At 61.8% G+C, this 18,625-nt stretch carries 20 protein-coding genes and 1 pseudogene; 8 read left to right on the forward strand and 13 right to left on the reverse strand.

The window, feature by feature from the left end:
- Positions 1-36: 36 nt before the first annotated feature.
- A complete protein-coding gene (locus AC245Y_RS23390) occupies positions 37-396 on the reverse strand; it encodes a nuclear transport factor 2 family protein (RefSeq protein ID WP_003544625.1) in 360 nt (119 codons plus the stop codon).
- Between the two features lie 107 nt (positions 397-503).
- On the reverse strand, positions 504-1,499 hold the full coding sequence (locus AC245Y_RS23395) for an aldo/keto reductase (protein ID WP_012759786.1): 996 nt from the start codon (positions 1,497-1,499) through the stop codon (positions 504-506).
- A 202-nt stretch (positions 1,500-1,701) separates the two neighbouring features.
- Here AC245Y_RS23395 and AC245Y_RS23400 point away from each other — a divergent pair, with 202 nt between their 5' ends.
- Positions 1,702-2,610: a LysR family transcriptional regulator gene (locus tag AC245Y_RS23400; protein WP_017995754.1), complete on the forward strand. Its 909-nt coding sequence runs from the start codon at positions 1,702-1,704 to the stop codon at positions 2,608-2,610.
- 36 nt (positions 2,611-2,646) lie between these two features.
- Here the strand turns inward: AC245Y_RS23400 and AC245Y_RS23405 are convergent, their stop codons facing one another.
- The gene (locus AC245Y_RS23405) at positions 2,647-3,144 is read right to left on the reverse strand and encodes a YciE/YciF ferroxidase family protein (protein ID WP_012759788.1); all 498 of its coding nucleotides are present in this window, start codon (positions 3,142-3,144) and stop codon (positions 2,647-2,649) included.
- Between the two features lie 113 nt (positions 3,145-3,257).
- Here AC245Y_RS23405 and AC245Y_RS23410 point away from each other — a divergent pair, with 113 nt between their 5' ends.
- Positions 3,258-3,944, forward strand: a complete 687-nt coding sequence (locus AC245Y_RS23410; RefSeq protein ID WP_017995755.1) for a hypothetical protein — start codon at positions 3,258-3,260, stop codon at positions 3,942-3,944.
- A gap of 48 nt (positions 3,945-3,992) precedes the next feature.
- On the opposite strand, the gene AC245Y_RS23415 is transcribed toward AC245Y_RS23410, so the two are convergent.
- A complete protein-coding gene (locus AC245Y_RS23415; RefSeq protein ID WP_017995756.1) occupies positions 3,993-4,442 on the reverse strand; it encodes a GNAT family N-acetyltransferase in 450 nt (149 codons plus the stop codon).
- A gap of 14 nt (positions 4,443-4,456) precedes the next feature.
- Positions 4,457-5,404, reverse strand: a complete 948-nt coding sequence (locus AC245Y_RS23420) for an aldo/keto reductase (protein WP_026157538.1) — start codon at positions 5,402-5,404, stop codon at positions 4,457-4,459.
- 178 nt (positions 5,405-5,582) lie between these two features.
- Between AC245Y_RS23420 and AC245Y_RS23425 the strand changes: the two genes are divergently transcribed.
- Positions 5,583-6,569: a Gfo/Idh/MocA family protein gene (locus AC245Y_RS23425; protein ID WP_017995758.1), complete on the forward strand. Its 987-nt coding sequence runs from the start codon at positions 5,583-5,585 to the stop codon at positions 6,567-6,569.
- A gap of 103 nt (positions 6,570-6,672) precedes the next feature.
- On the opposite strand, the gene AC245Y_RS23430 is transcribed toward AC245Y_RS23425, so the two are convergent.
- Together AC245Y_RS23430 and AC245Y_RS23435 are read right to left on the reverse strand one after the other, a co-directional pair.
- Complete coding sequence (locus AC245Y_RS23430) at positions 6,673-7,050, reverse strand: GtrA family protein (RefSeq protein WP_017995759.1); 378 nt, start codon at positions 7,048-7,050, stop codon at positions 6,673-6,675.
- Entirely contained in the window at positions 7,047-8,054 is a 1,008-nt protein-coding gene (locus AC245Y_RS23435; RefSeq protein ID WP_012759794.1) for a glycosyltransferase, read from the reverse strand. The genes AC245Y_RS23430 and AC245Y_RS23435 overlap by 4 nt, the downstream gene beginning before the upstream one ends.
- 159 nt (positions 8,055-8,213) lie before the next feature.
- Between AC245Y_RS23435 and AC245Y_RS23440 the strand changes: the two genes are divergently transcribed.
- On the forward strand, positions 8,214-10,082 hold the full coding sequence (locus AC245Y_RS23440; protein WP_017995760.1) for a hypothetical protein: 1,869 nt from the start codon (positions 8,214-8,216) through the stop codon (positions 10,080-10,082).
- Positions 10,083-10,202: 120 nt separating this feature from the next.
- Here AC245Y_RS23440 and AC245Y_RS23445 read toward each other — a convergent pair whose 3' ends face one another.
- Positions 10,203-10,448, reverse strand: a complete 246-nt coding sequence (locus AC245Y_RS23445) for a hypothetical protein (RefSeq protein WP_012759796.1) — start codon at positions 10,446-10,448, stop codon at positions 10,203-10,205.
- A 340-nt stretch (positions 10,449-10,788) separates the two neighbouring features.
- Between AC245Y_RS23445 and xseA the strand changes: the two genes are divergently transcribed.
- The 3 genes from xseA to AC245Y_RS23460 all read left to right on the forward strand — a co-directional run bounded on the left by xseA (position 10,789) and on the right by AC245Y_RS23460 (position 14,177).
- A complete protein-coding gene (gene xseA, locus AC245Y_RS23450) occupies positions 10,789-12,369 on the forward strand; it encodes an exodeoxyribonuclease VII large subunit (protein WP_012759797.1) in 1,581 nt (526 codons plus the stop codon).
- A gap of 2 nt (positions 12,370-12,371) precedes the next feature.
- The gene (locus AC245Y_RS23455) at positions 12,372-12,965 is read left to right on the forward strand and encodes an NAD(P)H-dependent oxidoreductase (protein ID WP_012759798.1); all 594 of its coding nucleotides are present in this window, start codon (positions 12,372-12,374) and stop codon (positions 12,963-12,965) included.
- A 264-nt stretch (positions 12,966-13,229) separates the two neighbouring features.
- On the forward strand, positions 13,230-14,177 hold the full coding sequence (locus tag AC245Y_RS23460; protein WP_017995762.1) for an IS110 family RNA-guided transposase: 948 nt from the start codon (positions 13,230-13,232) through the stop codon (positions 14,175-14,177).
- Between the two features lie 61 nt (positions 14,178-14,238).
- On the opposite strand, the pseudogene AC245Y_RS23465 reads toward AC245Y_RS23460, so the two are convergent.
- From AC245Y_RS23465 to AC245Y_RS23475, 3 genes and pseudogenes are all read right to left on the reverse strand, one after another.
- Positions 14,239-14,526 (reverse strand): annotated as a pseudogene (locus tag AC245Y_RS23465) (GIY-YIG nuclease family protein); the annotation flags it as partial.
- A gap of 542 nt (positions 14,527-15,068) precedes the next feature.
- Positions 15,069-16,322 carry an aminopeptidase gene (locus AC245Y_RS23470; protein WP_012759799.1) on the reverse strand — a complete coding sequence of 418 codons (1,254 nt, stop codon included), beginning with the start codon at positions 16,320-16,322 and terminating at the stop codon, positions 15,069-15,071.
- A gap of 126 nt (positions 16,323-16,448) precedes the next feature.
- Entirely contained in the window at positions 16,449-17,132 is a 684-nt protein-coding gene (locus tag AC245Y_RS23475; RefSeq protein WP_017995764.1) for a glutathione S-transferase family protein, read from the reverse strand.
- A gap of 80 nt (positions 17,133-17,212) precedes the next feature.
- On the opposite strand from AC245Y_RS23475, the gene AC245Y_RS23480 reads away from it, so the two are divergent.
- Positions 17,213-17,656, forward strand: coding sequence for a MarR family winged helix-turn-helix transcriptional regulator (locus tag AC245Y_RS23480; RefSeq protein WP_012759801.1), 444 nt, complete (start codon positions 17,213-17,215; stop codon positions 17,654-17,656).
- Between the two features lie 63 nt (positions 17,657-17,719).
- On the opposite strand, the gene ybaK is transcribed toward AC245Y_RS23480, so the two are convergent.
- Positions 17,720-18,193, reverse strand: a complete 474-nt coding sequence (ybaK, locus tag AC245Y_RS23485; protein WP_017995765.1) for a Cys-tRNA(Pro) deacylase — start codon at positions 18,191-18,193, stop codon at positions 17,720-17,722.
- Positions 18,194-18,225: 32 nt separating this feature from the next.
- Complete coding sequence (locus AC245Y_RS23490; RefSeq protein WP_012759803.1) at positions 18,226-18,576, reverse strand: ArsC family reductase; 351 nt, start codon at positions 18,574-18,576, stop codon at positions 18,226-18,228.
- Positions 18,577-18,625: the final 49 nt, after the last annotated feature.

Below are 18,625 nucleotides of genomic sequence, written 5' to 3' on the forward strand. Positions count from 1 at the left end.
AGATAATGGACCGGTCGCGAATAGCTGCCGGTCTTTTCAGCGATGCAGATGGAAGAGTTTGCTGACGATCGTCCAGCGGCCGTCGATCTTCAGCAGCGAGAGATAATCGGTAAAGCGCATGCCGGCAAAGTCGTCGGTGACCTTGACGCTCGCCGCATCGCCCTCGACGTCGACGCTCTGGATGTCCATGTAGGGCTGCGTGCCGGGCGGCGCCGGCTCCTCTTGCAGGATCGCGGCAATGAATTCGTCCCGCGTCAGCCATTCGACGGCATTTTCGTAATGGCCGATGATCGAGCTTTTCGGATGAAAGGCCTTTTTCAAGGCTGCCTCATTGGCGAAGGCCATGCCTTCGACATAGAGATGAACCGTCTGTTCGACTGCCTGCCTGTCCGACATTTTGTCATCCCGTTCTCAGAGATGGCGTTAGATAGTTTCGCCGGGCCCGAAGGCAAGCCCGGCCGGTTGTGGCCGACCGGGCTTTCGCTCTTTGTTTCGGTAGGGGTTCAGATGTTCGTCATGGCAAGCGAGGCGTCCGAATAGCGCTTGCCGGCCACCTGTCCGGCGGGGATCGCGTTGCTGAGCTGCTCGAGTTCCGCCGGGCTCAGCACGATATCGGCAGCGGCCGCATTCTGTTCGAGGTGGTGAAGCTTGCGGGCGCCGGGGATCGGCACGATGTCGTCGCCCTGGCTCAACACCCAGGCCAGCGCCAGCTGCGCCGCCGTCACGTCCTTCTCGGCGGCAAGCCGCTCGAGAGTCGAGACGAGGGCGGCATTGGCGTCGAAATTTTCCGCCTGGAAACGCGGCACCTGCCGGCGGAAATCGTCCGCGTCGAGATCTTCCACTTTGCGGATCGACCCGGTCAGGAAGCCGCGGCCGAGCGGGCTGTAGGGCACGAAGCCGATGCCGAGTTCGCGGCAGGTGGCAAGCACCTCCTCTTCCGGGTCGCGCGTCCAGAGCGAATATTCGCTCTGCAGGGCTGCGATCGGATGGACCGCATGGGCGCGGCGAATGGTGGCGCTGCCGGCTTCCGAAAGCCCGAGCGCCCGGACTTTGCCTTCCTTCACCAGTTCCGCCATGACGCCAACGGTCTCCTCGATCGGCACGTTGGGATCGACCCGATGCTGGTAGAAGAGGTCGATGGTCTCGATGCCGAGGCGTTTCAGCGAAGCCTCGGCGACCGCGCGTACATTCTCGGGGCGGCTGTCGACGCCGGCGATGGCGGCAGTACCCGGCTTGCTGGCATCGATCTTGAAGCCGAATTTGGTGGCGATCACCACGCGGTCGCGGAACGGCTTCAGCGCTTTGCCGAGCAGAACCTCGTTGGTGAAGGGACCATAGACTTCGGCGGTGTCGAAGAAAGTGACGCCGAGATCGATGGCGCGATGCAGTGTCTTGATCGATTCCGCATCGTCGCTGGCGCCATAGGCAAAGCTCATGCCCATGCAGCCAAGGCCGACGGCAGAGACGGTCAGATCGTTTCCGAGTTTCCGGGTTTTCATGATGTGCTCCTCTGAGCTGATTTTGAGCCGCCAGAGCATCATCATGCTCTAACTATTTAATTCAGAACAGGATTCAGATTTTAGGCCGCCCGGCCTGAAATCATCCTGTTCTGGATGGTTGCGGTACCGGCAGACCATATCGCTGCGCTATCAATCAGAAAATACATGCAGTTTCTAACAGGTTGTTCTATTATTTCGATCAATGAACAGAACCCAGCTTTCACAACTCGCCGTTCTCGCCGCCGTCTCGGAGCATCGCAGCTTCCGGGCGGCGGCGAAGGAACTCCTCGTCGCGCCTTCGGCCATCAGCCATGCGATATCGAGCCTCGAGGAAAGTCTGGGGGTGCGGCTCCTGGCGCGGACCACCCGCAGCGTTGCGCCGACGGAAGAGGGCCGCCTGCTGCTTGAAAGACTTCGTCCAGCACTCGAGGAGATCGATATCGCCTTGGAGGAGGTCCGCGATACGCGCGCCAAGCCGGCCGGAAACCTGCGCATCACCGCGCCGCGCTTCGCCTCCGATCTGCTGCTCGCTCCGCGGCTTGGCGACTTTCTCAACCTCTACCCCGATATCACCCTGGAGATCGCCAATGAGGACGGCTTCACCGATATCGTCAAGGAGGGTTTCGATGCCGGTATTCGGCTGGAAGAGAGCCTGGAGGCCGATATGATCGCGGTCAGGATCTCGCCTAATCTGACGACGGTGATCGCCGCTTCGTCCGAATATTTCGAGCATCATCCAAAGCCCGAGCATCCGCGCGATCTCGTCCATCACCGCTGTATCAAGCGGCGGTTTACCAACGGCTCGATCTATCGCTGGGAATTCGAAAAGGACGGGCAGGAACTTGTCGTTTCGGTCGACGGGCCGCTGATCGTCAGCGAGGACCGACTCGCCCTGCTTGCGGCGCTGAACGGCGCCGGCCTTGCCTATCTCTTCGACATGCGGGTCTATGACGAACTGGCGAGCGGCAAACTTGTGCGGGTGCTGGAAGATTGGTGCGCGCCCTATGCCGGGCCATTTCTCTATTACCCCACCCGGCGGCAGATGCGGCTGGCGCTGCGCGCCTTCATCGATTTCTTCAGATACAGTGAACAGGATACGGGCGGCCGGTAAGGAATGGGGACCGGACCGCCCGTTCTCGTCATTCCATCAGGCAGCCTTTGCCTTCTGGTTTGCCGCCGTGGTGGCGAGCTGGGAGAGGGTCTTGTCGGTGGCCGTTTCCTGCTGCAGCGTCTGGTCGAGCAGGCCGACGACTTCCTTGAAGCCGAGCGTTGCGGCCCAGGTCTTCAGCGTGCCGTAACGGGCGATTTCATAATGCTCGACGGCCTGGGCAGCCGAAATCAAGCCGGCATCGAGAGCCGCCGTGCCCTTGAATTCCTCCATGATTTCCTCGCCCTCGGCGATAATGCCCTGGATCGCCTCGCAGGTCTTGCCCTGGGCGCGTTTGCCGATCAGCTCGAAAACCTGCTGCAGGCGCTCGACCTGGCCTTCGGTTTCCTCGCGGTGTTTTTCGAAGCCCTTCTTCAATTCGGGGGATTGGGCGGCGCGCGCCATCTTCGGCAGGGCGCGCAATATCTGCCGTTCGGCGAAGTAGATGTCCTTCAGAGTGTCGTAGAAGAGATCTTCCAACGTCTTTTCCTTGGCCATTTTCTCGATCCTTGTTCTGGGGAAAACCGCGAATGCGGCGACACATTAAGAAGCGAAGATCGCGCTAATTGTTCCCGATCGATTTCGGGTGGACTGGAAATCAGTGCCGGGCGATGATTCCTGCCGTCGATGCGCAGGAGAATGACGTCATGCGAAAGCCGAATTCGATGAAGGGTCTGGAGGATCTCGGCCGTGTGCGGCTGTCGCAAAACTTCTTTCTCCGCGATTTCCTGCATTCCGAAATCGCCGATTTCTACCGTATCCCCAATATCCCCGTGGATCCCGATCTGGCGGTCGAGGCGGGCAGGAGGCTCTGCGAGGAATTGCTGGAGCCGCTAGAGGCAACGTTCGGGCGCCTGCATATCCGTTCCGGCTATCGTTCGCCTGCGGTCAACAGGTTCGGCAACGAGAACAATCTGAACTGTTCGACCAATGCGTCCACCGCGGCGCATCACATCTGGGATATGAGGGATTTTGACGGCTGCATGGGCGCCGCCGTCTGCATTGCCGTGCCATGGATGATCGACCATTACCGCGACGAAAGCGACTGGCAGCGGCTCGCCTGGTGGATTCACGACCACCTGCCTTATGCCTCGCTCTGCTTCTTCCCGAAGCTCTGGGCCTTCAATATCCAGTGGCACGAACGGCCGAAACGGGTGATCCAGAGTTATATCAGCCCGCGCGGCATCCTGACCAAACCGGGCATGGCCAATTGGGAAGGCGATCATTCCGAATGGTATGCGGGTTTTCCATCTCTTATAGCGCCGCGCGTCTTTTCAGACGAGCAAAGGACGCTGTAACACTTTGAATTGCTGCATAATTCCTTAAATCGGTTCCGATTTGGGGAATTATGCAGTGAAGCTGATGCGATAGCGGATATGGCCATCGCTCTCGACATAGCTGTCATAGAGCGCTCGCGCGGTTCTGTTCTGCTCGTTCGTATGCCAGTAAAGCCGCGACCAGCCCTTGGCTTTGCAGATCGAAACGAGATCGTCCATCAGCGCCCGCCCGAGGCCTTTGCCGCGCGCATCGGCATCGACGAACAGGTCTTCGAGATAGCAGTCCCTGCCGCGGATCCATGTGCCCTCATGGGTGAGATAGAGCGCAAAGCCCATCACCCTGCCATCGATTTCGGCGACACGCATCGCGATTGCCGACGCCGGATCGAAGACCCGGCGCCATGTCTGATCGGTGATATCGGCATCGACCGTGACGTCGTAAAAGACGAGATAGGCCGCCCAGAGCTCGCGCCAGCGGGCTTCGTCCTCGGGGCGGGCATCACGTATCGTCACGGTCATGGCGTCGCTTTCTTTCAGGCGCCGGCTTCGTCGAGCAGCGCCATCGCGTCATCGGAAAGCGCAAGTGTCGCCGATTTCGCCAGGCTTTCAAGCTGCGAACGGCTGGTCGCGCTGGCGATCGGCGCCGTCACGCCCTTCTTGCGCAGCAGCCAGGCGAGCGAAATTTCCGCCGGCTTGGCACCGGTCTCGGCAGAAACACTGTCGAGCGCGGCCAGGATGCGCAGGCCTTTGTCGTCGAGATATTTCGAAACCCGGCCCTCGCGTGCGCGGCCTTGCATATCGGATTTGCTGCGGTATTTGCCGGTGAGGAAGCCGGCGGCGAGGCTGAAATAGGTGATGACGCCGATGTCTTCCTTGACGCAGAGGTCGGCAAGCGGCCCCTCGAAGCTGGCGCGCTCATAGAGATTATATTCCGGCTGCAACACATCGTACCTCGGCAATCCGGCCTTTTCAGCAGCGTCGAAGGAAGCCTGGAGGAGTTTCGCATCATAGTTCGAGCAGCCGATGGCGCGGATCTTGCCCTGCTGCTTCAGCTTGGCAAAGGCGCCAAGCGTTTCCTCGTGCGGCGTATCTTCATCCGGCCAGTGCGACAGATAGACGTCGATATAGTCGGTCTGTAGCCGGCGCAGCGAATCTTCGACCGCTTTCAGGATATAGGTCTCCTTCAGCGTCTTTCCCTGTCCCATGTCGGAGCCGACCTTGGTGACGATCACGGCCTTGTCGCGGGAGATCTTGGCTTGGCTTAGCCACCGCCCGATGATCTGCTCGGAATCGCCGCCCTTGTTGCCCGGAACCCAGGAGGAATAGACATCGGCCGTATCGATCGTGTTCAGGCCCGCATCGAAGAAGGCATCGAGAATGGCGAAGGATGTTTTTTCGTCGGCCGTCCAGCCGAAGACATTGCCGCCGATGACGATCGGCGCGACCGATAGACCTGTTTTTCCAAGCCGGCGCATTTCCATGACGCTCTCCAGAAGTGTGAAGCAATTGAAATCGCGGATACGGCAGAACGCCGCCCTGACCAACTTAGTGCGATCCGCGCATCCGGGAAGGCAAACTTCCGTGATTTCAGATTGCGCCATTGCGCCGCAGCTGGGGCCTGAATATGGTTCGCGGAAATCAGTTCGGGAGACTTGGATCATGCTGCGTTTCGGTATCATTTCAACGGCGAAGATCGGCCGCGACAATGTCGTTCCGGCGATCCAGGATGCGGAAAATTGCGTCGTCACGGCGATTGCCAGCCGTGATCTCAAGCGCGCAAGGGAGATGGCTGACCGCTTCTCCGTGCCGCATGCCTTCGGCTCCTACGAGGAAATGCTGACCTCCGACCTCATCGACGCCGTCTACATCCCGCTGCCGACCTCGCAGCATATCGAATGGTCGATCAAGGCGGCGGATGCCGGCAAGCACGTGCTCTGCGAAAAGCCGTTGGCGCTGAAGGCAGACGATATCGACGACGTGATCGCCGCCCGCGACCGCAACCGGGTGGTGGTCAGCGAAGCCTATATGATCACCTATTCGCCGGTCTGGCAGAAGGTGCGCTCGTTGATCGACGAGGGCGCCATCGGTTCGCTCCGGCATGTGCAGGGCGCCTTCACCTATTTCAACCGCGACCCCGCCAACATGCGCAACGTTCCCGAGCTCGGCGGCGGCGGCCTTCCCGATATCGGCGTCTATCCCGTCATGGGCACGCGTTTTTCCACGGGCAAGGAGCCGCTCTGGATCCAGGCGATCACCGAGCGCGATGCGGATTTCGGCACGGATATCTATTCGAGCGTCAAGGCCGATTTCGGCGATTTCGAGTTGAGCTTCTATATCTCGACGCAGATGGCCAACCGCCAGGTCATGGTCTTCCACGGCACCGAAGGCTACATCGAAGTCAAGTCGCCGTTCAACGCCAATCGCTGGGGGCCGGAAGAGATCGAGCTTGCCGACCGCAGCCACAGTGAATCGCGCATCTTCCGCTTTCAGGACAGCCGCCAGTACAAGCGGCAGGTCGAGGCCTTCGCCCGGGCGGTGACGAACGGCAAGGAAGAGATCGTCACGCTCGAAAATTCGAAGCTGAACCAGAAGGTGATCGACGCGATCTACCGGGCCAGCGAGAAGGACGGCTGGGAGGCAGTCTAGCGCACAGCCCCGAAAATCGGAATCGATTTTCGGAAAGGATTATGCGCCACTTCAGAGGGTTAGAGCGTCCTTGGCGCGTCCTATTGGACGCGCGGCGCTCTAGTCACTCGGCGCGGAAGACGAAGCGCGAATAGCCGAAGAAGCTGAAGATCATCGAGGCGATGCTGGTGATCACCATGGCCGCCAGCGGCTGAAGCGCCGGCAGCGACAGCAGAAGCGCGGAATAGAGCCCGTAATTGACGAGCGCTGCCGTCACCCCGACGGAGCCGTAACGGAAGCCTTCGGCGGCAAGCGAACGGCCGGAACGATCGAAGGTGAAGCTCCGGTTGAAAGCCCAGGTCGCGGCCATGGCGAAGGCGATCGCCACGAACCGCGCCAGAAACGGCCCGAGCGGCGTCAGATGAAGCAGCGCCGACAGGATCCCGGCATCGACGAGGAAGCCGATGCCGCCTGCGATGGTGAAGCGGATGAGCTTTCTCATGCCGCATCCGCCTTACCGGGACGCGCACGCGATACCGGCCCTGCGTCGCTGAGCGGTGCCTTCAACGCGCTCGGCCTTTCGAGGCCCATATAATGAATACGAAGCTGTTCGGCGCGGGCACGCGCAACGGAATCCAGGATGACGCCGGCGGTGAATAGCATGAAAGAGATCATCAGCAGCGCCGTCGACAGCACCCAGGTCGGCATGCGGCTGACGAGACCCGTTTCGAAATATTCCGCCAGCACCGGCGCCATGAAGCCGAGGCTCGCCAGCATGAAGGTGGCGCTGATCGCGCTGAAAAAGGCGAAGGGCCGGGTTTCCTTCATCAGCATCGCGAACATCCAGAGGATCTTGGCGCCGTCGCGGAATGTCGAAAGCTTGGAATGCGAGCCTTCCGGCCGGCGGCCATAGTCGAGCTCCAGCTCGCTGACCGGCAGCTTCAGCCGGGAGGCATGCACCGACATCTCGGTTTCGATCTCGAAGCCGCCGGATACCGCCGGGAAACTCTTGACGAAGCGGCGCGAAAACGCGCGGTAGCCGGAAAAGATATCGGTGAAGTCGGGGCCGAAGATCATCCGGTAGAGCAGGTTGAAAAGCCGGTTGCCGAGCGCATGGCCCTGACGGCCGGCATCGGCGTGCACGCCGCGCCTGGTGCCGACCACCATGTCGGCGCGCTCGGTGAGCAGCGTGCGCACCAGTTCTTCGGCATCCTCAGGCGCATAGGTGCCGTCGCCGTCGGCGATGATGTAGATGTCGGCGTCGATATCGGCGAACATCCGGCGCACGACATGGCCCTTGCCCTGACGCCGCTCGCGCACGACATGCGCGCCGGCAAGCATTGCCTGCAGCGCGGTGCCGTCGGTGGAATTGTTGTCGTAGACGTGGATCGCAGCATCGGGCAGCGTCGCCCGGAAGCCCTGCACGACAGCGCTGATCGTCGCCGCTTCATTATAGCAGGGAAGCAGAACGGCAATATTCAGATTATCGGTGCGCGATCGGGCCATGACTCTACTCGTTACACTTAAAGCCGCGCTCAGCCTAAATCACGCGCCGTTAATAAGACCCTATGACGCAGGCAAAAATAGCAGCTGCCACAAACGGCTTTACACTTTCTTGATCGGCGGCGGCTAAAGTTCGGGTATCGAAACGAACCGCTAACCACAATGAACGCTGTGCAGCCGATCCCCCACGCATCCTCCGCGATCGACGCTCCCAGGGGCGGGGTGCCCGCTCCCAGGGGCGGGCTGCGCGACCTGCTGACGCGTCTCTGGCCAACCGTCATCGCCTATTGCGTCATCCTTACCGCCGCCATCCTCATCACCAAGCTTTCCAGCGCCACCGATTACGTCGGTCCCGACAATGATGACGGAATGCGTCTCGTCGAGGTTCGCGATTTTCTGGCCGGGCAGGGCTGGTTCGATCTGATGCAATACCGTCTCGGCCTCGACGGCGGTACGCTGATGCATTGGTCGCGGCTGATCGATCTGCCGATCGCCTCGCTGATCTGGTTCTTCGGCCTGTTTGCGCCCCGCGAGACGGCCGAAGCGCTGGCGCTCGCTGTCTGGCCGGTATCGCTCATCCTGCCAGCCATGCTCGCCATGGCGGTTGCCGGCCGGCGCATCGGCGGGGTTGCCGCTATGCATATCAGTCTCGGCTTGACCGGTCTTGCAATCTACACCGGAAACCGTTTCGCGCCTGGCGCCATCGATCACCACAATGCGCAGCTGGGGCTGGTCGCGACGATGATCGCGATGCTTCTGGATCCAGAGCGTCGAGCCTGGAGCTATGCGGTTGCCGGCATCGCGGCAGCCGTTGCCATCGCCATCGGCGCCGAGACGACCCCCTTCGTCGCCGCCGTCTGCCTGACCATTGCCCTGCTCTGGGCATGGGAAGGCGAAGATTTCGCCGCCGCCGCCAAGGCCTTCGGGCTGGCGCTGGCGATTGCGATCAGCATCCTCTTCTTTGCAACGGTGCCGCCCCGGCTTTATTCGACGGTCACCTGCGACAATCTCTCGCTCGGCTATTACAGCCTGGCGGCGATCGGCGGCGGGTTGCTGTTGTTCTCGGCGGTTTTTGCCAGCCACCTGCGCCGGCCCTTGCGCTTTGCGGCACTCGCCGTCGTCGGCGCCGGCGTTCTCGGTTCGGCGATCGTGATCGCACCGCAATGCCTGAGCGATCCGCTGGCCGGTCTCGACCCGATGCTGGTCGAACTCTGGCTGAGAAATGTTTCGGAAGCGCAGTCGATTTTCGCTCTCGGACGCACCGATCCCTTCTCGATCGGTGGCTTCTATGCGGCCGGCCTGTTCGGCATCGCCGTCTGCATCTTCCGTGTCTTTCAGCGTGACCGCATGCAAATCCACCTGGTCTTGCTCTTCCTGCTGATGACGAGCTGGGCAATCGCGCTGGTCCAGGTGCGCGGTTCGACGTTCTCGAACCTGATCTCCATCCTGCCGCTTGCCCTGTTGATTATCGATGTCCGCCGCATCTCCAACGGCGACGGCGAAAATGTCGCCGCCGCCTTCGTCTACATCGTCACCGTGCTCGCCAGTGCTCCGGCCGCCTGGGCGGTCGGCGGCGGGTTTATCTCGCTGCAGATGGAGAATGCTGCGCAGAAGAAGGCGGCAGAGCCGGCAAAGAAGATTTCCTGCGCATCGCAAGCGGCGCTGGCGCCGCTCGCCGGGCTACCGGCCGGACTGGTCTCCGCGCCGTCGGAAATGGGCGTGCCGATCCTCCGCTTCACCGCGAACCGGGTTCTCTCCGCGCCCTATCATCGCAATCAGGGCGGCATGCTGACGGAACTGCATATCGGTATGGCGGAGCCGCAGGAGGCGGAGGCCTTTTTGAAAGGGACCGGCGTAACGGTGCTTGCCTTCTGCCCCGGCGACCTACAGACCCGCGAGATCGCCAAACTGAAGCCGGATGGGCTCTATGCTGAGCTCGGCAAGGGCAATATCCCGCCCTATCTGGAACCGCTTCCGAAGGCAGCGGACGTGGGCGTTCAGTTCTTTCGCTATCGGCCGGCGATGAACTGACGCCGGCAATCTTCAGGACGGGATAAGCATGTCGCGATAACGACATGCGTAAAAACAGCGTAAGCGCGGGAAGCCAATCTGAAAGATCGCGATGCGCTTATCAGTGTGAAAAACGCGCTGTCAGTGCGAAACGCGCATGGCGCGGCGAAGACGCTGACTGGCATAAAGCCCGAGTACGAAGAGCATGAGGCCGCCATTATAGCCGAGCACGGCATAGACGAATGCCAGAATCGACACCGGCCCCGGCGAGGTTATCGCCGCCAGCGCGAATGTGATTCCGATCAGCGCGGCGACCAGCGCGATCACGCCAGCCGAACGAGTCTGCCCGGCGCTGACGCCCAATGCTGCTGCTGTGAGAATAATCATTTCAGCACCTTCCCAGAGAGAACGAGGGGAAGCATAGGAAGCGCCAACTAACAAAGATTTACCGGCGATCTTCGCCGAAAAGCCTTTGTATTACGGTGGTTAGCAATCCCTTTCGGCTAAAACGCATATTCTAACTATCCGTTCCGCAACAAAACAGATTTACACGATTTTGTTGTTTGTCCACCTGGCTGCAACGAGTGCATGTGCAGGATGCGTTGAGACGAGCGCGCTTGATGCAATGGCGACGAACCCTCCCCACAACGATTTCAACGGCCGGGAAAACAGGTTCCTGCGCCAAGGCCGAGCTTCCCGTTTATCGCTGATCGACATACAAAGAGGGATGAGCAACGTCTTCGACGGCGATTCGCCGACCAACCTTGCCGAATATTCGGTTTCGGAACTTTCCGGCTCGATCAAGCGCACCGTCGAAACCGCCTTCGACCAGGTTCGCGTGCGCGGCGAAATATCAGGCTATCGTGGGCCGCACTCCTCGGGCCATGCCTATTTCGCGCTGAAGGACGATCGCGCCCGCATCGACGCTGTCATCTGGAAGGGCACCTTCTCACGACTGAAGTTCCGTCCGGAAGAGGGCATGGAAGTCATCGCCACCGGCAAGGTCACCACCTTTCCGGGTTCCTCGAAATATCAGATCGTCATCGAGACGCTGGAGCCGGCCGGCGCCGGCGCGCTGATGGCGCTGATCGAGGAGCGCAAGCGCAAGCTCGGCGCCGAGGGCCTGTTCGATGCCGCCCGCAAAAAGCGGCTGCCCTTCATGCCCGGCGTAATCGGCGTCGTCACCTCGCCGACCGGCGCCGTCATCCGCGATATCCTTCACCGCATCTCCGATCGTTTTCCTGTGCATGTCCTCGTCTGGCCGGTGAAGGTCCAGGGCGAGGGCTCCGGCGAGGAGGTGGCGAACGCCATCCGCGGCTTCAACGCGCTGGAACCTTCAGGCGCCATCCCGCGCCCGGATGTGTTGATCGTCGCACGCGGCGGCGGCAGCCTGGAAGATCTCTGGAGCTTCAACGACGAAATCGTCGTGCGTGCTGCGGCCGAAAGCCGGATACCGCTGATCTCGGCCGTCGGCCATGAGACCGACTGGACGCTGATCGACTACGCCGCCGATGTCCGTGCGCCGACGCCGACGGGGGCAGCGGAAATGGCAGTGCCGGTCAAGGCGGAGCTCGAGGCGCAGGCCGCCGCTCTTGCCGCGCGCCTGCAGGGCTGCATGAACCGGCAGATGGATCAGCGCCGCCAGTCGGTGCGTGCTCTGATGCGGGCATTGCCGTCGCTCGATCAGCTTCTCGCCTTGCCGCGCCGCCGTTTCGACGAGGCGGCAACCGGTCTCGGCCGCGGGCTGGAGCTCAACACTATCAACAAGCGCCGCGGCTTCGAGCGTGTCGCCGCGCATCTGCGCCCCGATCTGCTCGCCGGCCGCATCGCCGAGCGCCGCCAGACGCTGAACGAGCGCATGGCCCGGGCCGAGCGCATGGTTGAGCGGCTGATCGACCGTTCGAAATCGCGCGTCGACCGCGCCGAAGCCATCCTCGCCTCACTGCCGGCCCGGCTGAAGACCCAGACCGACCGCGGTCGCGAACGCCTCGGCAATCTTTCGCGCCATGCCGATACGGCGGTCCGCCACCAGCTGACCCGCGCGCGCGCCGAACTTTCTTCGCAGGACCGCGTGCTGCAATCGCTCTCCTACAAGAATGTGCTGAAGCGCGGCTATGCCGTCATTCGCGATGAGGATAACAGGCCGGTCTCGCAGGCTGCTCAGCTCTCCGCCGGCATGGGCATCGCCATCGAATTCGCCGACGGCCGTGTCGGCGCCATGACCACGGAAGGCGGCGCACCGCCGGCCGGGGCCAAGAAGCGCAGCGCAAGACCCGCAGACCCACCGAAGCAGGGAAGCCTGTTCTGACGATGCGGATCCTGCTGGTGCTTGCCCATCCGCTGGAGGATAGTTTCGCCGCTGCCGTGGCGAGGACCGCGCGCGAAGCACTGGAGGCCTCCGGCCATGTTGTCGATCTGCTCGATCTCTATGCTGAGAATTTCGATCCGCGTCTTTCGAAGGCTGAGCGCGGCGGCTATTTCGACCAGCCCTACGACACCTCAGCCGTAGCCGACATCGTTGCCCGCCTGAATGCTGCCGATGGCCTCATTCTCGTCTTTCCGCAATGGTGGTTCAATTTCCCCGCCATCCTCAAGGGCTTCTTCGACCGTGTCTTCGCCCCCGGCGTTGCCTTCAGCCATGATGCTGCCGGCGGCCGTATCGTGCCGCAGCTGACCAATATCAGGCTGCTCTATGCGCTGACGACGACAGGCTCGCCCTGGTGGCTGGTGCGTGTCTATATGGGCGATCCGGTGCGCCGGCTCCTGAAGCGCGGCATCGCCGCCTTCTGCTCGAAGGGATTGAATTTCAAGATGCTCAGCCTGCACGACATGGACCGCGCCACCGATGCGAAGCGCAGGGCGCATCTCTATCGCGTGCGCAAGCTGCTATCGGCAATTCGCTAAAGCAAAAGCGTGCAGCGGGTTTGCGTTCGAAAATTGCGTGAAAAAACAGATAGGATGAGAGCTGCTCGCGATGCCGTGGAACCGGCACGGCCCTCCCTCCAGCCTCATCCTTGTACGTTGCCGTTGCTGTATAAAGGGGCTGTGCGGCGGGGATGTGTGTCATCCTTGGGTCTTGAACTCGTACCTCAGCAAGCATCTCCGTCGCCATGTCTTCGCTCGAACGGTTGGTTGGGCTTCGAGCCCGCGTTGCAAGGAGGAGCAGTCATGCATATCCAGCAATCTTTCATGGTCGGTATCGATGTCTCGAAGGCCCATCTCGACGTTGCCGTTGAGGGCAAACGCGCCGTTGTCCGCTTCGACAACAATGCGCCAGGCTGTGCCGCACTCACTGCGGCAGTGGCCGGCGCAGAGCTTGTCGTCGTCGAGGCGACCGGCGGTTACGAGATGGCAATCGTCAGAACGCTTATGGCCGCCGGTATTGCCGTCGCCGTCGTCAATCCCCGCCAGGTGCGCGACTTCGCCAGGGCCAGCGGTCGTTTGGCCAAGACCGATCAGGTCGACGCCCGCGTCACGCTCCACTTCGCCAGAGCGATGCGGCCGGCACAGATCCCCCATATCGACGACGGCCGCATCGCGCTTGCTGCGCTTGTCACCCGCCGTCGCCAACTCATCGACATGGCGGTCGCCGAGAAGAACCGCCTCGAGCATGCGCCTGAGGCCGTCGCAGCGCTGATTGGCGAGACCCTCGCCGCCCTCAAGGCTCAGCTCGCCCGCGTCGATGCCGCCATCGCGCTCGCCATCGAGGCCGAGCCCGACATGGCCGCACGCCGCAATCTGCTGCTGACCGTGCCGGGCATTGGCGAGGTCAGTGCCGCCGTGCTCATCGCCGAACTGCCCGAACTCGGCGCCATCGACGACAAGAAGCTCGCAGCCCTCGTCGGCGTCGCCCCCATCGCTCACGACAGCGGCACATGGCGTGGACAACGCCATATCGCCGGCGGACGCGCCACCGTCCGATGCGCCCTCTATATGGCTACGCTCTCGGCCATCCGTTGCAACCCGGCCATCAAGACCTTCCACAAAAGGCTGCGCGACGCGGGCAAACCGCCCAAGGTCGCCATCGTCGCCGCCATGCGAAAGCTCATCATCATGATCAACACTATTCTTAAAAGACGAACCCCATGGAACCAGCCCCAACAACACGGTTGCTGAGGTGCTGAAGCCGAAGGCTGAAGCCTCGAAGGACGGGGCGACCACGGGCAGCTCGCCCGGCTTTAACCGGCCCGCGCTTCGACAAATCAGGCAGGGCCTCGTAATCCATTGCCATCAACGCTTCCTTCTTTCGGCGCGACCAGCCCTTGATCTGGCGCTCGCGGGCGATGGCGTCGATGATGCGGTCATAGGTTTCGCTGAAGACGAGTTCGACCGGGCGGCGCTTGGCGGTATAGCCGTCATAGGTCCCGGCATTATGCTCCCAGACACGCGCCTCAATCTCCTGCTTGGTGAGGCCGGTATAATATGAGCCGTCGCTACAGCGGAGAATATAGACGGTGACTTCCATGGCGGAAGGCTAGCATGGGGTGAAGGCGGCAACAATGAGGCGTTGTGGCGGACGGCCACCCGCCTCCGTCCTTCGAGGCTCCGGCCTGCGGCCTGCGCACCTCAGGATGAGGTCTGATCGTGGTGCCGTGAGGCTGGTGGACTGATCAAAGCTCCGGGCATCCCAGGCCGATCAGCCTGTCGCTGTCCTTCTGGCGGCCCTCTCTCCAGCCTTATCCTGAGGTGCCCCGCAGGGTCCTCGAAGGACGAGGCTGGCCGCCGGCGTATCATCCAACAATGCAGGCGTTGCGGTGAGCGCGGGGCCACCCGCCCCCGTCCTTCGAGGCTTCGGCCTTTGGCCTCCGCACCTCAGGATGAGGGCTGATCGTGGTGCCGTGTGATTGGTGACCTGATCAAGGCTCCAGGCATCCCAGGCTGATGAGCCTGCCGCTATCCTTCTGGCACGCCCTCTCCAGCCTCATCCTGAGGTGCCCCGCAGGGGCCTCGAAGGACGGGGCTGGCCGCACCAGCGCGCTTTATCCAGTCAGCGCACGATGATGCCGCTCAGGCCCATTCGCCCTGCCGCATCACCGGAACCCGTGAACCATCCGGCTTGATGCCGTCGATATCGACTTTGTCCGAGCCGATCATCCAGTCGATATGGATCAGGCTGGAATTGCCGCCCTGCGCCTTGATCTGCTCCTGGCTCAGTGTCGCGCCATCGAGGAAGCACTTGGAATAGCACTGGCCGAGTGCGATGTGGCACGAGGCGTTTTCGTCGAACAGCGTGTTGTAGAACAGGATGCCGCTGGCCGAGATCGGTGAGGAATGCGGCACCAGCGCCACTTCGCCGAGCCGGCGCGCGCCCTCGTCGGTATCGAGCACCTTGTTCAAGACCTCTTCGCCGCGCGAGGCCTTGGCCTCGACGATGCGCCCACCCTCGAAACGTACCTGGATATTGTCGATCAACGTGCCCTGGTGCGAGAGCGGCTTGGTGCTCGACACATGGCCTTCGACGCGCAGCGCATGCGGCGTGGTGAAGACTTCCTCGGTCGGGATGTTCGGATTGCAGGTAATGCCGTTCTTGGCGGTGGAAGCGCCGCCATGCCATTCATGCCCGTCGGCAAGGCCGATCGTCAGGTCGGTACCCGGTCCCTGGAAATGCAGCGAGGCGAAACGCTCGCCGTTCAGCCAGGCGGATCGCTTGCCAAGATTGGCATTGTGCTCGGCCCAGGCGGCGACGGGATCGCTGACATCGACGCGCGAGGCGGCAAAGATCGCCTTGGCGAGCTTGGCAATCGCAATCGGTTCCGGATCGTCGGGGAAGACCACCTTGGCCCAGGATGGGTTCGGGTAGGAGACGATGTTCCAGTTGATGTCGAAATTCGAGATCTTCTCCAGCGCCGGCTTGTAGGCCGTTGAGTTGGCGCGATTGGCGCGGCCGACCTTGCCGGCATCCTGCTCGGACAGCAGCATCGGATTGTCGCCGGCGACCGCAAGACGGGCCGCCCCGTTGGCATAGGCCTTGGCCATGCCCTCGTAGAGCCAGCCGGAGGCGCGGTCGAAGCTCTCGTCGCTGCCATATTGATAGCGCGCCAGCGTCGTTTCCTCGTCGGAATAGAAGGCGGAGACCAGTCCGGCGCCGGCCAGATAGGCATGCTTGGTGATCAGGCGAACCAGCGGCAGCGCCACGACAGGCGCGGTGATCACCAGATCCTGACCTTTTTGCAGCTGCAGCCCGACCTTGACGGCGACTTCCGCAAGTTTTTCCAGCTTGACGGGATCAATTGTGTTCTGGCTTTGGGGCATGAAAGTCATGGTTCAACCTGCCTTCTGTCATCGACGGTGCGAGGCTGGAAGATTTAGACCCGTTTGCGGCGAAAATGAAGCGTATCGCCGCCGAATTGCAAGCGGCCGGATATATGTCCGGCCGCCGGCCGTGCTTCAGGCGGCGGCAGGTTGCCTGAGCAGGATCGAGTTATGCTTGTCGAGGAATTCCATCAGCCGCTGCGGGTAGTCTTCGCCAACGGCGGCCTTGACGCTTGCCCGCTCGGAGAGAGCCTTGCGCCAGCGCTTCACCCGCTCAAGCCCTTCGAAGATGCCGCTGTCGCCGAGCGTCTCGAAGAGATCGAAATACCGAAAGACCGGCGCGAAGACGGCGTCGACGAGGCTGAAGTCGTTGCCGGCGAAATACGGCCCGTCCGTCAACACCTTCTCGACAGTTGCGAATTTGGCGATGAGCGCCTTGCGCTTGGCCTCCAACTGCGCGGCATCCTCGGCGGTCTCGTAACCCCAGAGATCGGAAAGCACGGAGGAACCGAATTCCATCCAGCCGCGATGGCGGGCACGCGTCAGCGCGTCGTTGGGATGCAGCGCGACACCCGGCTGCGTTTCCTCCAGATATTCGCAGATGACGCTGCTTTCGAACAGCACCGCCTCGCTGCCGTCCTCCTCCTCGATCCGCAGCAGTGGCACTTTGCCCAGCGGCGAGATCTGCAGGAACCAGTCGGGCTTGTCGGCAAGATCGATGTTGATGCGCTCGAAGGGCACGCCCTTTTCGAGCAGAGCGATCGCGGCGCGCTGCACATAGGGGCAGAGATGATGGCTGACGAGGGTAAGCTTGCTCATGGGGGCCTCCTTGGCAATGATAGATGTAAATGCATCTAATAACGCTTGCGGCGGAATTCAAGATAGATGTAACTGCATTTATGTCTGAAAAGCCGTCGAATCCAAGCGAAGCGGTTACCTCTGCCTGGACGAGCATCATGCGCGCCCGCGAGCGGTTGCTTGGCGCCATCGAAGCCGACCTGAAAACGGCCGGCATGCCGCCGCTTGCCTGGTATGACGTGCTGTGGGAATTAGCGCGCTCGCAAGACGGCAAACTGCGCCCCTACGAGATCGAAGAGCGGACATTGCTGGCCCAGTATAATCTCTCTCGCCTGCTCGACCGGCTGGAAAGAGAGGGCTTGGTCCGGCGCGAGGTCTTCGCCGAGGATGGACGCGGCCGCTGGGTGGTGATGTCAGATGCCGGCCGAAAGCTTCGCGAGCGCATGTGGATCGTCTATGCCAAATCGATCGAGACCCATATCGGCTGCAAGCTTGCCGAAAACGAGGCGAAGGCGATCGCCGGCCTGCTCGACCGCTTCCTCTAGATTCAATAGTGAGAGCATGATGTCGTCCGAAACCCGCTCACACTTTTCGGCATCATGCTCCGATCAGGCAATCAGCGGCGCGGCGACAGCCTTCAGTGCCTTCAACGCATGCTTCGGATCGAGCCGCACCTGCAGCCCGCGCTGCCCGCCATTGATATAGACCAGCGGTTCGCCAAGTGCGGCTTCCTCGATCGCCGTCGGCACGGTCTTTTTCTGGCCGAACGGGCTGATGCCGCCGACATGATAACCCGTCAGCCGCTCGGCATCGGCAGGCCTCATCATGTTGGCCGATTTGCCGTGAAAGGCGCTGGCAAGCTTCTTCATGCTGATCTCGCGGTCCGACGGCACGACGACGCAGACCGGATTGCCGTCCACCTCCGCCATCAGCGTCTTCAGCACCCGATGCGGCGCCTCGCCGAGCGCTTCGGCCGCCTGCAGCCCGACGCGCTCGGCATTGGGGTCGTAGTCATAGGCATGAACGGTGAAGGCGACGCCTGCCTGCGAAAGAAGCTGTGTCGCGCGCGTAGTCTTGGACATCTCTTTCCCTCGTGAGTTCAGCGGGCCGCCTGTCAGCCTCCGAACGTACCGGCGTAAATCTCCGGCTTGAAGCCGACCAGCAGCTTGCCCTTCACTTCCAGCACCGGCCGCTTGATCATCGACGGCTGGTCGAGCATCAGGGCGATTGCCTTCTCCCGGGTGAGGTTCTCGCGCTCGGCGTCGGGCAATTTGCGGAAGGTAGTGCCGGCGCGGTTGAGCACAGTATCGAGGCCGGCCTGGTCGATCCAGGCTTCGAGATGGGCGCGGTCGATACCGAGTGCCTTGTAATCGTGAAACTCATAGGCGACGCTATGTTCTTCCAGCCAGCTGCGCGCCTTTTTCATCGTGTCGCAATTCTTGATGCCATAGATGGTGACGGCCATGCCCGATCGATCTCCCTGTGATAGCAGCGAGATAACATGCACGAAGGCC

The organism is Rhizobium sp. SRDI943, assembly GCF_057653695.1.

Excerpts from the sequence above, each read along its gene's own strand:
- AC245Y_RS23390 (WP_003544625.1), bottom strand. The coding sequence starts at position 396 with ATGTCGGACAGGCAGGCAGTCGAACAGACGGTTCATCTCTATGTCGAA.
- AC245Y_RS23395 (WP_012759786.1), bottom strand. The coding sequence starts at position 1,499 with ATGAAAACCCGGAAACTCGGAAACGATCTGACCGTCTCTGCCGTCGGC.
- AC245Y_RS23400 (WP_017995754.1), top strand. The coding sequence starts at position 1,702 with ATGAACAGAACCCAGCTTTCACAACTCGCCGTTCTCGCCGCCGTCTCG.
- AC245Y_RS23405 (WP_012759788.1), bottom strand. The coding sequence starts at position 3,144 with ATGGCCAAGGAAAAGACGTTGGAAGATCTCTTCTACGACACTCTGAAG.
- AC245Y_RS23410 (WP_017995755.1), top strand. The coding sequence starts at position 3,258 with ATGATTCCTGCCGTCGATGCGCAGGAGAATGACGTCATGCGAAAGCCG.
- AC245Y_RS23415 (WP_017995756.1), bottom strand. The coding sequence starts at position 4,442 with ATGACCGTGACGATACGTGATGCCCGCCCCGAGGACGAAGCCCGCTGG.
- AC245Y_RS23420 (WP_026157538.1), bottom strand. The coding sequence starts at position 5,404 with ATGGAAATGCGCCGGCTTGGAAAAACAGGTCTATCGGTCGCGCCGATC.
- AC245Y_RS23425 (WP_017995758.1), top strand. The coding sequence starts at position 5,583 with ATGCTGCGTTTCGGTATCATTTCAACGGCGAAGATCGGCCGCGACAAT.
- AC245Y_RS23430 (WP_017995759.1), bottom strand. The coding sequence starts at position 7,050 with ATGAGAAAGCTCATCCGCTTCACCATCGCAGGCGGCATCGGCTTCCTC.
- AC245Y_RS23435 (WP_012759794.1), bottom strand. The coding sequence starts at position 8,054 with ATGGCCCGATCGCGCACCGATAATCTGAATATTGCCGTTCTGCTTCCC.
- AC245Y_RS23440 (WP_017995760.1), top strand. The coding sequence starts at position 8,214 with ATGAACGCTGTGCAGCCGATCCCCCACGCATCCTCCGCGATCGACGCT.
- AC245Y_RS23445 (WP_012759796.1), bottom strand. The coding sequence starts at position 10,448 with ATGATTATTCTCACAGCAGCAGCATTGGGCGTCAGCGCCGGGCAGACT.
- xseA (WP_012759797.1), top strand. The coding sequence starts at position 10,789 with ATGAGCAACGTCTTCGACGGCGATTCGCCGACCAACCTTGCCGAATAT.
- AC245Y_RS23455 (WP_012759798.1), top strand. The coding sequence starts at position 12,372 with ATGCGGATCCTGCTGGTGCTTGCCCATCCGCTGGAGGATAGTTTCGCC.
- AC245Y_RS23460 (WP_017995762.1), top strand. The coding sequence starts at position 13,230 with ATGCATATCCAGCAATCTTTCATGGTCGGTATCGATGTCTCGAAGGCC.
- AC245Y_RS23470 (WP_012759799.1), bottom strand. The coding sequence starts at position 16,322 with ATGACTTTCATGCCCCAAAGCCAGAACACAATTGATCCCGTCAAGCTG.
- AC245Y_RS23475 (WP_017995764.1), bottom strand. The coding sequence starts at position 17,132 with ATGAGCAAGCTTACCCTCGTCAGCCATCATCTCTGCCCCTATGTGCAG.
- AC245Y_RS23480 (WP_012759801.1), top strand. The coding sequence starts at position 17,213 with ATGTCTGAAAAGCCGTCGAATCCAAGCGAAGCGGTTACCTCTGCCTGG.
- ybaK (WP_017995765.1), bottom strand. The coding sequence starts at position 18,193 with ATGTCCAAGACTACGCGCGCGACACAGCTTCTTTCGCAGGCAGGCGTC.
- AC245Y_RS23490 (WP_012759803.1), bottom strand. The coding sequence starts at position 18,576 with ATGGCCGTCACCATCTATGGCATCAAGAATTGCGACACGATGAAAAAG.